Here is a 12,463-nt window from a genome sequence, read left to right on the forward strand (position 1 = left end):
GTCTTCTGCGAGCGCGTCCTCTGTGTACGCGTCCTCTGTGTACGCGTCTTCTTCATACGCATTCGGCTTCGTTTCCTTTGCCTCGTCTGCCTCGTCCTGGCTCGGGCGCGGGAACATGACACAACGACGCCGTTCAGGCCCTCTACGGATCACCCGCATCCGAACACATGCATTCGCACTCGAACATCGAGGGCCCGCACGCCGTGTCACTCACCGTCGGGCAGCCACCTCACCTGTGCCGAATGCCGGTTGAAGACGGGGTGATAGCTCTCCGGTGGCGCGAGGTAGCTCGCCTGGAGGCCTCCCGTATCGACGACGATCTGGTCGACGGCGATGGCCGGGTCGACCATGAACACCCGCAGTACGTGCTCACCGGGGGCATCGACCGTCAACGCGGCGACGAGCTTCTCGACACCCTCCTCGACGTTGCGCGCCCAGGCGTCACCCCGGTTGCCGGTGGCGATCGCCTGCCCGGTGAGCGTCACCGGCTCCTGCCCGTCGAGCGCGACGGCCACCCGGCGGGCGCCTCGCTCGTCGAGGGACGGCAGCCGGAAGACCGTCACCGGGAAGGTCCCGGCCGTCACGAACCGGACGCGATACCACAACTGCGGCGCCCGCACCGCCAGTTGTCGCGTAAAGGGGTCGGCGGTGGAGGGCGAGGCAAGCATGGCGCCCGCCCTGCGCCCGAGCCCTCGCACCCGCTGCCACTCCGCGCCGCCGCCCCCGCGTCGTCCGTCGTAGTGTGCGGCGTCGAGGCAGACGTAGCCGTTCGCCTCGACGTATCCCCTGGCGCGCCGGCGCCCCCGCTCACCGTCGTTGACCACCTTCACCGGTACGGAGACCTCTCCCCCGGCACCCGCGAAGGCGACGGTCGCTTCCTGCACGCCCTCCGGCACGCTGTCCCAGTCGATCTCCACCCGCACCCGTGTCTGGTCGGTGAACGCTCCGGCGTCCGCGCTCAGCCGCACCCACGGCACGCTCACTGCCGCTCGCCAAGCCACCGTGGAGAAGCCGGTGTTGAAGAGGTCGACGAAACGCACATCACGCGTGTACGACGAGAACCTCAGCGGCTTCTCGGCCCCGTTCGCGTTGCCCTCGGCCGCGACGCCGAACCCGGCGGTGTCGGCGGCCGGTACGGTGACGACACTCGGGCGGCCCGGCGCCTTGGGGATCTGCGACGGGTAGGGATTGACGATCCCGCTCCATTTGCCGCCCGCCACCTGGGAGTTGTAGCGCGTCGTGAGTGCCACCTCCTTGGCGTGCGCGGCGTTCGCCAGCTTCGCGTACGTGTTGACGCCCGCGCCGCGTCCCTGGGCGACCGCCAGGGCGTTCCGCTCGGCCCAGTAGAACTTGAGGTTCATCCGGAAGGCGCCGTGCACCGGATACTCGACCAGCTCGAAGAAGGCGTCCTGATAGGCCGCGGGCAGCGTGGCGCCCAGTGCCTGCGTACGGTCGAGGAGTGCCTGATACGCGGCCATGCGGCGGCCCATCTCGTCGCCGTGCGCGGTCAGCGAGAACTGGCCGCGGGCCACGAACTCGGGCCGCAGCTCGGCCGCGAGCCGGTAGTACTCGGTGCGGATCTCGGCGATCTCCCTGCCGTGCCGCCGCCCGAACTGCCGGCCGGCCCACTCCTCGACGAAGTCCACGACCGAGTCCGCATCCCACCGGTCGACGTCCCAGGCCATGTCCATACAGAAGGACAGACCGTTCTCCTGCGACTTGAGGTCACCCACGTTGAAGATCCACACGCGGTCGACCCGATGCTCGTACGCGCGCCGCAACTCCTGCCAGATTTTCGCGACTTGAGTGGTGTCCAGCCACAGATAGCTCTTGGGCCGCCCCCAGTAGGAGATGTGGTAGTACAGGCCGTTGCCGCCGCTGCGGGCGCGTTCCTGCGCCGTGGGCAGCTGACGCAGGTTGCCGTGGTTGTCGTCGGGCCATACGAGCGTCACGTCGTCGGGCACCCGCACGCCCGCGTTGTAGAGGTCGAGGACCTCCTTGTACGGGATGAAGATCTGAGAGGTGGCCCTGTCCCCGACCTCCTCCACGAGGATCTGCCGCTGGGCGGCGACGATGTCGTTCATCACCGCGACCTTCTCCTCGACCGTGGTGGCGTGCTTCGTCTCCAGGGCCGAGTCGTGCAGCCCGCGCATGCCGATCGTCCAGCTGCTCTCGTACACGGCGTTCTCCCGGGCTCGGGCGCGCCAGTAGTCGGAGATCGTGTCGGGGTTGACCGTGTAGTCGTAGACGGGGAGGGTGCCGTCCGCGTTCGGGTGGTCGGCGGCCCAGGGATCCCATTCGTGCACACCGTTGCGCAGGAGCGCCTCTGGGTGGCTGGATCCGACCACGATGCCGTAGGAGTCGGCGAGTCGAGGGTTCTCCCGGTGCTTGTTGAAGAAGTCGGAATACGGGTGCATGGCGGGCCACAGGTAGTTGGCCTTCAGCCGCAGGATCAGTTCGAAGACGCGCCTGTACGTCTCCGGGCCGATGTTCTTGTCCGTCTCCTGGGTGCGGTGGGACCACGTGGTCAGGTTCTGCTCGTCGTTGATGAAGATGCCTCGGTAACGGACCGACGGTTCATGGCGCTTGACCGTGGCGGCCTTGACCGTCACGGTGTCGCGGCGTTCGACCGGTACGTCGGCCCACCAATACCAGGGCGAGACGCCGATGCGTTCTGACAGGTCGTAGATCCCGTACACGGTGCCGCGCCGGTCACTGCCCGCGATCACCAGGGCCCGCTCGACGCCCTCCACGGGACGCTCCACCACCTGGGTCACCGACGCCTCCCAGCGTCCCGCCACGCGCGAGACGTCCAGCCTCCCCTCGGCGACGAGCCGGTCGACGACCGGGCTCGCCCCGAGGGTGCCCACGACGACGGCGAGCCCCGGCAGCTCCGCACCGTCCCGGACGAGCCGGGGTCGTACGCCGGAGACCCGCTCGACGTCGGCGCACAGGTCCCCCGCCGCGCGGGCCACGGCGGGATCGTCGGCCTCGGCCACGAGGACAGCGGTGGCCGCGCCGTTCACGACGAGCGGGAAGTCCGCGGCGCCGGCACCGGCCTCCTTCGTGGCCGCGTGCGCGGCACCCGTCACCAGTGCGGGCACCAGCGGCGCGGCACCGGTCGCGGCCATGCCACGCAGAAAGGCCTTGCGGCTCAGGGGGTGGGAATCGGGTCTGCGCTCGGATCCGTCTGTCATGGGGCTGGAACCTAAAACGTTCCAATGAACGCGGTCAACACTCCTGACAACACCGGCCGTTCGCCCTGCTGGACGTGGCGATGCACTGCCTACGTCTGGCTGAAATCGATTCAGAAGACGTTAAGGCCTGAGCGTTCCGCACCGTCGCCGCGCGACCGTTCGCCCACCGGCGTGGAGCTTTGGGGGAAGTGGACGTGCGGCCGGGCCAGTGGGGCGACAGCGCGCAGCTGGTCCCCGTCCTGGAACGCAGCCGGGTCAAGTGCACCAGCGGTGGCCATCCGCGCACGCGGCCCGACCACCTCGGGGGCGATAGGGCCTACAACTCCCGTCGGGCGGCGTCCCGCTGGTCCGTTGTCCGTCCTCGTTCAGGTGTAGCGTCCTTGACATGGACTCTCGTACCACCGTTGAGCGCGCTCAACGCCTCAAGCAACTGCACGCCGAATACAGGCCGCTCGTACTGCCGACCGTCTGGGACGTCTGGTCCGCGCGGACGGCAGCCGCCGCCGGGTTCCCCGCGCTGACGATCGGCAGTCATCCGCTGGCCGACTCCCGGGGGGCCGACGACCACGAGGGGCAGACCTTCGAGGAGGTGCTCTCCGCCGTCAGGCCGATCATCGCGGCGGTCGACGTCCCGGTGTCCGTGGACCTGGAGTCCGGGTACGGGCAGAAGCCCGCGGATCTCGTCGCCGGGCTCATCGAGGTCGGCGGCGTCGGTCTCAACGTCGAGGACACCGTCCACTCGGACGGCGGCCGCGTGCGCAGCACGCAGGAGCACGCGAGCTACGTCGCCGGCCTGCGCGCGGCGGCTGACGACGCGGGGGTCCCGGTCTGGGTGAACGGGCGGACCGACCTCTTCCTGCACACGAAGGACGCTTCCGGCGTCCTCGACCAGGCGATCGAACGACTGCGGGCGCTGGAGCAGGCCGGCGCCGACAGCGTCTACCCGGTGGGTATCCAGGACGACGACGACCTGCTCGCGGCGGTGACCGGCGCCGTCGCCATTCCCGTGAACTCCACGGCCCATCCCCTCAGGCACGATCTTGAGCGCTTCCGCCGCCTGGGCGTCGGCCGGATCACCTACGGCCCACTGCTGCAGTTCGCGATGGCCGACACGATGAAGGACATGCTCGGGCCGTGGGCACCCTGAGGAGCTGATCGACCCGACGGGGCCGCCCGTCGGGTCCTTCGCCTCACGGCAGCAGTGACACGTAGTGCTGGTCGAACTCGGCTACGCCGCACGGGACTTCCTCGGTAAAGCGCCCTCGGGGGCGCTCCCTGCTCGACCTCCCCGTCGACCGCTGGTCCGTCAGCAGCAGCCGCAGCAACGATACGACCGGTGCGGGCCCCGTGGGCGTGTTGCGCCCCGTCGTCGTACGCGGTCTGGAACGCCCCACCGACCTGACGCGACGAGGGCGACGCCGACGGTCATGTGGAGTCCGGGGGGGGGCTACACGCAGCGACCAGACCACTGATCTCCGGCCGGTCCCGCCCGACTCCCCGAACGCATAAGGCCGGTTCGGGAAGCCGCCCCCGCGTTGATCACCATCGGCCGCATGATCGCCGGCCACGACCTCGCCATCGGCGTGCTCGTCCGTTCGGTCACCGCCATATGTCCCGTCCACAGGGAAAGGCCCGGCCCTCCAGGAGAGAAGCCGGACCTTACCGAGGCTGCGGGATCAGACGGGGCGGATGTTCTCCGCCTGCGGGCCCTTCTGGCCCTGGGTGACATCGAACTCCACCTTCTGGCCTTCCTGCAGCTCGCGGTAACCCTGGGCGGCGATGTTGGAGTAGTGGGCGAAGACGTCGGGGCCGCCGCCCTCCTGCTCGATGAAGCCGAACCCCTTCTCGCTGTTGAACCACTTGACTGTGCCCTTGGCCATGGCCGTCTCCTTCGAGAGAAAACCGGGCTCGCACCCTGCGGGCCCGGGAGGTGATCGCCTTGGTCCGGAGAGGCGCTGAACAGCAAGAACGCCCGTGATTGCGATCACGGGCGAACGGACTTCGGAACCACGACTGCTGAACCACCACGCTATACCGGCGCGGCGACAGCCGCTAGCGATAACACGGCGCGTCAACGCCCCTCCTGTCGACACACGCGTGGCATCGACCTCCGCTGGGGACCCGCCGGAGTCGCACGCGTCGGTCCGCATCCGTCTCCATGCACGGTCCTTCGGGTCCGCTGAGCACCGGCGTGGTAGTTTGTGAGCGATCGTTCAACTACAAGGGGCGTCGATGGGCCGCAAACAGGTTTGGGAGCAGGGCGAGGTGCTGGCCTCCGCTATGCGTCTGTTTCGTCGTCGTGGCTACCTGGGCGCCTCGCTGCGCGACCTCGAAGAGGCGACCGGAATGCACCCGGGCAGCCTGTACCGGGCGTTCAGCAGCAAGGAGGGCCTGTTCAGCGCCGCGCTGGATGACTACAACGAGCGCGTGGTGGAGGGAAGGGTTCGCGCCCACCTGCGGGACGCGGAGGACCCCGTGGCCGGCATCCGCTCGTTCTTCACCTCGGCGTTCGACACCGGTGGCGGTCCCGAACCCGATCCGGGGTGCCTGCTCACCAACACCGCGGTGGAGTCGTTCTCCGTTCCGCACGTGGCGCCAGGCGTACGCCGGGGGCTGGAGACGATCGAGTCCGGCTTCGCCGACGCGTTGACGCGCGCCCAGGCCCAGCGGCTACTGCCCGAGGAACTCGACGTCGAGAAGTCAGCCGCCCAGCTCCTGGCCCTCTATCAGGGCCTCCTGGTCCTCGTCCGGTCCGGTACTGACGCCGCCAAACTGCACACCATCACCGACGGAGCCCTGGCATTGATCCGTGCCAGGAATGCCACAGCCAAGCAAGCCGACGAAGAGGAACAGCGATGAGTGACCAACAGCAGCTCTGGGACAAATACGCCGCGTGCTGGTCGGCCGACCCCTCGAGGCGACTCACCGCGCTCGGCGCGGTCGCGGTCGACGACGTCACCTACCGGGACCCGGGAACCGAGGTCGGCGGCCTGGCCGAACTCGACGCGTACATGGGCGGGTTCGCCGGGGCGTTTCCCGGACATCGCTTCCGCATCGACGAAGTCCTTGACCACCACGACCGGTCACTCGCCCGCTGGACCCAGGTCGGGCCGGACGGCGAGGCCTTCATGACGGGCGTGAGCAGCGCGGTGCACCGGGACGGCCTTCTCGCCGATGTGACCGGATTCTTCCTCCCCGCCTGACGACTTCGGCCGACCCCGCCAGACCGCCACCTATGGGCACTGCTCGGCGACTTCGGCCGCCGGGCATGCCGACAGGCGGGGTACGCCTTCAACTGGCCCCTGTTTCGAGGTGGTTACTGCGCAGGTAGGTCAACGCGCCGTCGTCGTCCGGTCGCAGTTGTCACGGCCTGTCATGGGCTCGGACGCTGCCATGAAGGCTTGCAGGAGGGGACGGTCGTCTCCTCGGCGGGTGGCCATGAAGATCCGGCTCACTGTAGGAGGCCCGTCGAGTTCGACCCTTCGGGCACCTGCGGGGAGCAGTGTCGTGACGCTGTAGGGGGCGATGCTGACGCCGAGCCCGGCCGCGACGAACATCATGATGGTGTGCCAGTTCGAGCACTCCTGCGCGACCTGGACGTCGATACCGGCGTTCCGCAGCGGCTGCGTGTTCATGTCGAACGCGTGAGTTCCCGCCGAGCGCGGAAACAGGATCAGCGGGTCTTCAGCCAGCGCCCTCGCCTCCACAAGGCCACCTCCTGCGGCGGGGTGCTCGCTGGGGACGACGGCGACGAACCGTTCGGATGTCAGTAGGGAAAGGCCGATGTCGTCTCGCTCCTCGGCGTCCCTCACGATCCCGACGTCGGCGGTGCCCCGCTTCAGGGCCGCCAGAACGTCGGTGGTGAAGCCGTCGTGCAGTTTGACCTGGACATCCGGTCGACGGCGGGAGAACTCACGGAGGATCTCGCTGACGATCGCGGTGGCGGAGGTGATGAAGGCGACGTCCAGGCGGCCGGCCTCGCCGCGGCCGACACGGCCGGCCTCGTCGAGGTCGGCCGCCAGGCGGTCCAGAAGGTTCCGGGCCCTCGGCCCGAACGCCGCTCCCGCCTCTGTGAGGTGGACACTGCGTGAGGTCCGCCGGAACAACTCGACGCCGACGATCTTCTCAAGCTGCCTGATCTGCTGGGACAGAGCGGGCTGAGCGATGTGCAGACGCTGGGCGGCGTGGCCGAAGTGCAGTTCCTCGGCCAGAGCCAGGAAGTACCGGAGATGACGGAGCTCGATTCGCTGATCCATAACTCAAGCTTATTGATTGAGCCTGAGCCGTGTATTGGACATATGGGTGAGCGGGCCGGAGGCTACGAGCAGTCACATCAGAGAAGAGCCAGATCAGAAAGCGAACCCGTCTCATGCCGCACGCCTCCGCCCCGGCCATGGTCTCCTCGATCCGCTCACCGAGTGACGCCGACGCTTTCTACGCGCTGAACGAGGAGTGGATCTCGCGCCTGTTCACTCTGCAGGAGGAGGACCGGGCTGTTCTCGGGGATCCGTTCGGCCGCATCGTGGACGCGGGCGGCGACGTGCTGATGGCCCGCGAGCCGGGCAGCGACACCGCAGTGGGGTGCATCGCACTTCTGGCGTATCCGGACGCCGTCTTCGAGCTGGCGAAGATGGCCGTGGCCCCCGCCGCGCAAGGACGCGGCATCGGCCGCCACCTCATAGCCGCAGCGATCGACCGCGCCCGGACACTCGGTGGAACCCGGCTGTTCCTCGGGACGAACACCAAGCTGGCCCCCGCCATTCACCTCTACGAGGACGCGGGGTTCGTCAGGATCACCCGCGACCGTCTCCCAGTGCCCGACTATTACGCACGCGCTGACATCCTCATGGAACTGAAGTGATCCTCGCGGCGGCAATTCCTCGCGCCCGGAACAGCTTAACCGTATCGCTCATTTCGCTTATGGAAGGAGACTGGGTGGTGAGCAGAATGCCATTCGAAGTTGATACGAGGAGCACGATGAAGACGATCGGGCTGATCGGCGGAATGAGCTGGGAGTCGACAGCGGAGTACTATCGGTTCTTGAACGAGTTCACGCGCGACCGACTCGGCGGACTCCATTCAGCCCGATGTGTGATCTATTCGGTGGATTTCGCAGAGATTGAGCAATTGCAGGTCCAGGGACGCTGGGCAGATGCAGGCGAGACCCTGGCTGCGGCCGCTCAGTCTCTGGAAGCGGCCGGCGCTGATCTGGTGCTCATCTGTACCAACACCATGCACAAGGTCGCCGACGTCGTCGAGGCGGCGGTGTCCGTTCCGCTCCTGCACCTGGCCGACGCCACCGCAGCCGCCGTACGGACATCGGGCCTGCGCCGGGTTGGCCTGCTGGGCACGGCGTTCACCATGGAACAGGACTTCTATCGAGGCCGTCTCGAAGCGGCCGGGCTCGATGTCCGCATCCCGGATAGTGACGGGCGCGCGCTCGTGCACAAAGTGATCTATGAGGAGCTGTGCCTCGGAATTGTGCGGGACGAATCGCGTACTGCTTACCAGAAGGTCATCAAAGACCTCGTCGCCGCCGGCGCGGAAGGCATCATCCTGGGCTGCACCGAAATCGAGCTTCTCATCACCCCTGAGCACTGCCCCGTGCCGGTCTTCCCCACTGCACGAATTCACGCTCAGGCAGCCGTAGACGCCGCTCTTCCGGATACCCAGAACCACACTGCCACGATGCCCGTATCCCGCTGACTGGAGTGCGGCATCACTCCCCGCCCGTAAAAGCCACGACCCATACGTCGCAGACGGTTCCGCTCCCCGCGCACGCGGGGATGGCGGTTGGTCGGCCGGGAGCGGAGCGGGGCAGGCCCGCGTCTGGTACGGCAGCAGGGCCCGGACCACGCGTCGTGGTCCGGGCCCTGCCCCATGCGGTGCCCACCCTGCGGTGGCGGTGCGTCAGCTGTGTGCGGTGTCGTCGCCGGTCTGCCCGGCGCCCTCAGCGGTGCCTGCCTTCTCGCGCATCTTGCGCAGCAGCTCCGCCTTCTGGTCGGCGGCACTCTGGCGGTCGAGGTTGCGGTGCGGACCGTTGTTCTGCCGTTCGGCGCGGGACAGCTTCTTGCGCTGGCCGCCGCCCATGCCCACGGGGTTGTTGATGTTCTTGCTCACGGGTTCTCCCGGAATGATGTGGAAGTGATCTACGGATTCATCGGTGGGGGACGGGCGCGGCTACGTCGAAGGACATCAGCAGGGGCCCATCACGCTCTCACTCGTGAATCGGCGTCTGGAAGAACATGACCAAGACGGTACCCGGTCCCGTCAGCTCCGTACACCAGGTTCTTCGCCGTCCCGGCGTCGGCGGAGTACGCCTGCTTGTCCAGTGCTGTCGCAAGCCTGTCGGTGATTGCCCGATGAGCCGTCGCCGGTCCAGCGCTCCCCGGATCAGCTGGCCGGCCCGTAGGGTTCTCGCACGCCGACTACCTGGAGCCGGTCGTCCGCCGGTACACACGGTAGGTATTGCCGGGGCACGACGCGTGACTCACCTGCCGGGAAGAAAGCCGCGGGCGCGTTCGTCGAGTTCGGCCGCGTGTAGGCCGCGGGCCGGGAGGGGCGAGGCCGCGGGCCCGAAGGGGCGAGGTCGCCCCTCATGCCGGTGCCGGCCTTGCGGGTGCGGACGGAGCGGACGCCGTCCATGCGGGCAACGGTGGCAGGACTGTACTGCTCGGTCACGGCCCGGTGATCACCCAGGGTTTCGTGGACCTTGGCCGTGCGGGAGTACACCGAGGCTGCCGACGGGCCCCAGCTATGGGCCTGGAACGGGACCTCGGAGCAAGCCCGCGCTTCCGCCGCCGTACGCCTCAGACGTCCTCCTGTGCGGACGCCGCATGGGCTCGCGCGAGGAGGGCGTCCATGCCGCGGAGGAAGACATCGACGTCATCTCGAGTTGCCGCCTGTCGTAGGCGTCGAAGCTCGCTTCGACCACCGCATGAAACGACGCGCCGACCCGAGCAGGCCGCACGCCCTATGGACTGGCAGCACGTCGGCGCCACAGACCCATAGAGCCCCATGGATACGCGCAGACACACACCGTTCAGACCCGCGCCTTGCACGCCCACCTCCGGTGGCGCAACGCCAACGCCCGCCGCCAGGACGTCCTGGTCGCCGAGCGCAAGGAACGCGGCCGCCTGCACAGCGAATCTGTCTGGGCTACTTGACCAGCCGGAAGGCGGGGTGCCCAACCCAGGCCCGCAGGAACGCCGCCGATCCCAGCGCCATCCAGTCGTCGCCCGCGATCCCCAACACCCCCGGAAGGCCAGCGACGACCGACGCCTGGCCGTCCAACAGCTCGACATTGGCCACGCCCCCGATGACGTCCATGACAGCGGCGGTCAGCAGGGCCGTGGTCACGTGGTCGATCTCGCGATTGCAGCCCGCACTGACATTGACGGCATGGGTCGGTCTGAAGCCGAGGATGGCCTCCACCTCGGGCTCGTCCGCGTGCTCAGCCTCGAAGGTGCTCTCGTCGCCGACGCCCGACCCCATCAAGTAGACCAGGAAGGGCCGACGCCAGTCCTCGCGCTGCGGATTGAATCCCACCAGGGCTGTGAGTTCCTCGTCCGCGGAGGTGTTGCCGAGGAGTGGCAGCGGGTACGGCTTTCGCCAGTCCTTCTCTCGCCTGTCCTCGACGCCCAGTCGCTCTGCGGGCACGTTGACGTCGAAGAACCCGGGCCGCTTCTCGTCGAAGTGGGAGGAGAGCCCCACCATCAACGCGCGGAACTCCCGCAGCACAGCCGGGGAGAGCGGCTCCGCCAACTCGATCACCAAGGTCGGACCAGACATGCTGGAAGCCTAGTTTGATCGGCTCCGCGACCGCTCGCATTGTTCCCACACCGAGTCCAGCCGGTCCGAGCACCGACGCCGCCAACCCGGCGAACCTGTGCGGTCAGAGCACTAGGCGTCCTGCGCGAGTGCTTCTTCAACGGTGCGGGACAGGACGTGTGTGGCTTCCTCGTGCGAAAGCCGCACACTGCGCACGGCACGGATGCCGTACTCCGAAACGGAGCAGTGGACGGTGCAGTCGTAGCCGCCGTCGGTTTCCTCGACAGTCACGTGCATGTGCAAGAGCCAGTCACAGTCCTGGGCACCCCAGACCAGGTGCAGGTGGCGGCGTAGTGCGGCGAGCCTGTGGTGGGGCGGCAGACTGCGCTCGGTACGGCAGTCGTCGCATTGCAGCAGGTGCTGCAGGCTGCCGGGCCGGGCCAGGAACTCCTTGCCCTGCCCTTCCATCGTGTTGCAACTGCCGCACAGAGGGCCGCGGATCAGGCCGTGGGCGTGGCAGTGGTCCCAGTCGGTGGCGGGGCGGGCCGTCTCGCAGACCACACACAGGAAGTTGGCTGCGCTAGGGCCGTGTTCACGGACACGGACGTAGGCGGCCCCCTGCAGTTCCCGGCGGTAGCGGCGCAGCCTCGAGACCGCACAGGCAGGACAGATGATCCTCCAGCCAATGGCGGTCGGGGTGCGCCAGCTGCCATCGGGGCTGAGGGCTCCGCAGCCGTCACAATGCTGCTCGGCGGCCTGGAGTCCGCTCTCGCGCTCATCTCGCTGATCGAGGATGCAGGCGAGGGTGCGGGGGATCATCCAAGCCGCGTCGGCCCACACGAGTGCACGCACGGGCAGCGTGCACGCGATGGTGTAGTGCTGGTATCGCCGGAGCAGGCAATCGGGGTGGGTGTGACGGGGCTGCTGTGCGGCTGCCTGCGGAGGGTGGCACCGGCAGCCGTAGCTCGCTCCCGCGCGGTCGACGACACGCTGCGTCTCGGTACGCCAGCCGGTGTGTGTGAAGTCCTCCGTCCTCCGCGCGTCTTGCTGAGCGCGCTCCAGGCACACGAGGTCTTCGGGGTCCCAGGGCAGTTCCGCCACCGTGCGCCCCGCGCGCAGCACGGCCTCTGGTACGAACCGCCACTGGCGGGCGGATTTGTAGGCGCGCACCGGTACGTGCCCGAAGAAGACGAAGTCATGCGGAGCCCGGTCCTTACGCCGGAACCGCTCGCAAGCCAGCGGGATCGGGCAGGCGCGTGTCGCGTCGGCCAAATACCACGCCGCTGCCTTTTGAGTGAGCACCCGGCCAGCATGGCACCCACCACTGACAACGAGGGAAGCGTGGGTTGAAGAGGGGCGACGAACCCGGCGGGCGTGTCGAGTTGGCGATATGCCCGCCACTGCGCCTCCACCCTCTCTCGCTCGGCCGCGGCGCTCGGGCGGTACAAGCTGCCGTATCCCCCGCCGACTGAACCTGGCGTTCGGAATACCCCCTG

General features: G+C 68.2%; 12 protein-coding genes and 1 pseudogene. 7 read left to right on the forward strand and 6 right to left on the reverse strand.

Features of this window, described 5'->3' with window-relative positions; translation table 11 throughout:
* Positions 1-206 precede the first annotated feature (206 nt).
* On the reverse strand, positions 207-3,197 hold the full coding sequence (locus BZL64_RS05115; RefSeq protein ID WP_341868781.1) for a glycosyl hydrolase 115 family protein: 2,991 nt from the start codon (positions 3,195-3,197) through the stop codon (positions 207-209).
* A 194-nt stretch (positions 3,198-3,391) separates the two neighbouring features.
* Between BZL64_RS05115 and BZL64_RS40865 the strand changes: the two are divergent.
* The 3 genes and pseudogenes from BZL64_RS40865 to BZL64_RS42120 form a co-directional block, all read left to right on the forward strand.
* Positions 3,392-3,529: pseudogene (locus BZL64_RS40865) on the forward strand (IS5/IS1182 family transposase); the annotation flags it as partial.
* A 53-nt stretch (positions 3,530-3,582) separates the two neighbouring features.
* The gene (locus BZL64_RS05120) at positions 3,583-4,344 is read left to right on the forward strand and encodes an isocitrate lyase/PEP mutase family protein (protein ID WP_086766593.1); all 762 of its coding nucleotides are present in this window, start codon (positions 3,583-3,585) and stop codon (positions 4,342-4,344) included.
* A gap of 128 nt (positions 4,345-4,472) precedes the next feature.
* Positions 4,473-4,706: a VMAP-C domain-containing protein gene (locus tag BZL64_RS42120; RefSeq protein WP_425276014.1), complete on the forward strand. Its 234-nt coding sequence runs from the start codon at positions 4,473-4,475 to the stop codon at positions 4,704-4,706.
* 167 nt (positions 4,707-4,873) lie between these two features.
* Here the strand turns inward: BZL64_RS42120 and BZL64_RS05125 are convergent, their stop codons facing one another.
* The gene (locus BZL64_RS05125; protein WP_086766595.1) at positions 4,874-5,077 is read right to left on the reverse strand and encodes a cold-shock protein; all 204 of its coding nucleotides are present in this window, start codon (positions 5,075-5,077) and stop codon (positions 4,874-4,876) included.
* 352 nt (positions 5,078-5,429) lie between these two features.
* On the opposite strand from BZL64_RS05125, the gene BZL64_RS05130 reads away from it, so the two are divergent.
* A complete protein-coding gene (locus BZL64_RS05130) occupies positions 5,430-6,056 on the forward strand; it encodes a TetR/AcrR family transcriptional regulator (RefSeq protein WP_086766597.1) in 627 nt (208 codons plus the stop codon).
* On the forward strand, positions 6,053-6,400 hold the full coding sequence (locus BZL64_RS05135) for a nuclear transport factor 2 family protein (protein WP_086766599.1): 348 nt from the start codon (positions 6,053-6,055) through the stop codon (positions 6,398-6,400). Before BZL64_RS05130 ends, BZL64_RS05135 begins: the two co-directional genes overlap by 4 nt.
* A gap of 129 nt (positions 6,401-6,529) precedes the next feature.
* On the opposite strand, the gene BZL64_RS05140 is transcribed toward BZL64_RS05135, so the two are convergent.
* Positions 6,530-7,453 carry a LysR family transcriptional regulator gene (locus BZL64_RS05140; protein WP_086766601.1) on the reverse strand — a complete coding sequence of 308 codons (924 nt, stop codon included), beginning with the start codon at positions 7,451-7,453 and terminating at the stop codon, positions 6,530-6,532.
* A gap of 113 nt (positions 7,454-7,566) precedes the next feature.
* Here BZL64_RS05140 and BZL64_RS05145 point away from each other — a divergent pair, with 113 nt between their 5' ends.
* Both BZL64_RS05145 and BZL64_RS05150 read left to right on the forward strand, forming a co-directional pair.
* A complete protein-coding gene (locus tag BZL64_RS05145; protein WP_244205197.1) occupies positions 7,567-8,058 on the forward strand; it encodes a GNAT family N-acetyltransferase in 492 nt (163 codons plus the stop codon).
* A 116-nt stretch (positions 8,059-8,174) separates the two neighbouring features.
* Positions 8,175-8,903 (forward strand): aspartate/glutamate racemase family protein, encoded by a 729-nt coding sequence (locus BZL64_RS05150; RefSeq protein WP_086766691.1) that lies wholly within the window; start codon positions 8,175-8,177, stop codon positions 8,901-8,903.
* A gap of 204 nt (positions 8,904-9,107) precedes the next feature.
* On the opposite strand, the gene BZL64_RS05155 is transcribed toward BZL64_RS05150, so the two are convergent.
* The 3 genes from BZL64_RS05155 to BZL64_RS05165 all read right to left on the reverse strand — a co-directional run bounded on the left by BZL64_RS05155 (position 9,108) and on the right by BZL64_RS05165 (position 12,269).
* The gene (locus BZL64_RS05155) at positions 9,108-9,317 is read right to left on the reverse strand and encodes a DUF6243 family protein (RefSeq protein WP_086766603.1); all 210 of its coding nucleotides are present in this window, start codon (positions 9,315-9,317) and stop codon (positions 9,108-9,110) included.
* Between the two features lie 1,038 nt (positions 9,318-10,355).
* On the reverse strand, positions 10,356-10,988 hold the full coding sequence (locus tag BZL64_RS05160; RefSeq protein WP_086766605.1) for a DUF6368 family protein: 633 nt from the start codon (positions 10,986-10,988) through the stop codon (positions 10,356-10,358).
* Between the two features lie 111 nt (positions 10,989-11,099).
* Entirely contained in the window at positions 11,100-12,269 is a 1,170-nt protein-coding gene (locus tag BZL64_RS05165; protein ID WP_086766607.1) for an endonuclease domain-containing protein, read from the reverse strand.
* Positions 12,270-12,463 lie beyond the last annotated feature (194 nt).

It is taken from the genome of Streptomyces bobili (assembly GCF_002154575.1).
Classification (GTDB): Bacteria; Actinomycetota; Actinomycetes; order Streptomycetales; family Streptomycetaceae; genus Streptomyces; species Streptomyces bobili.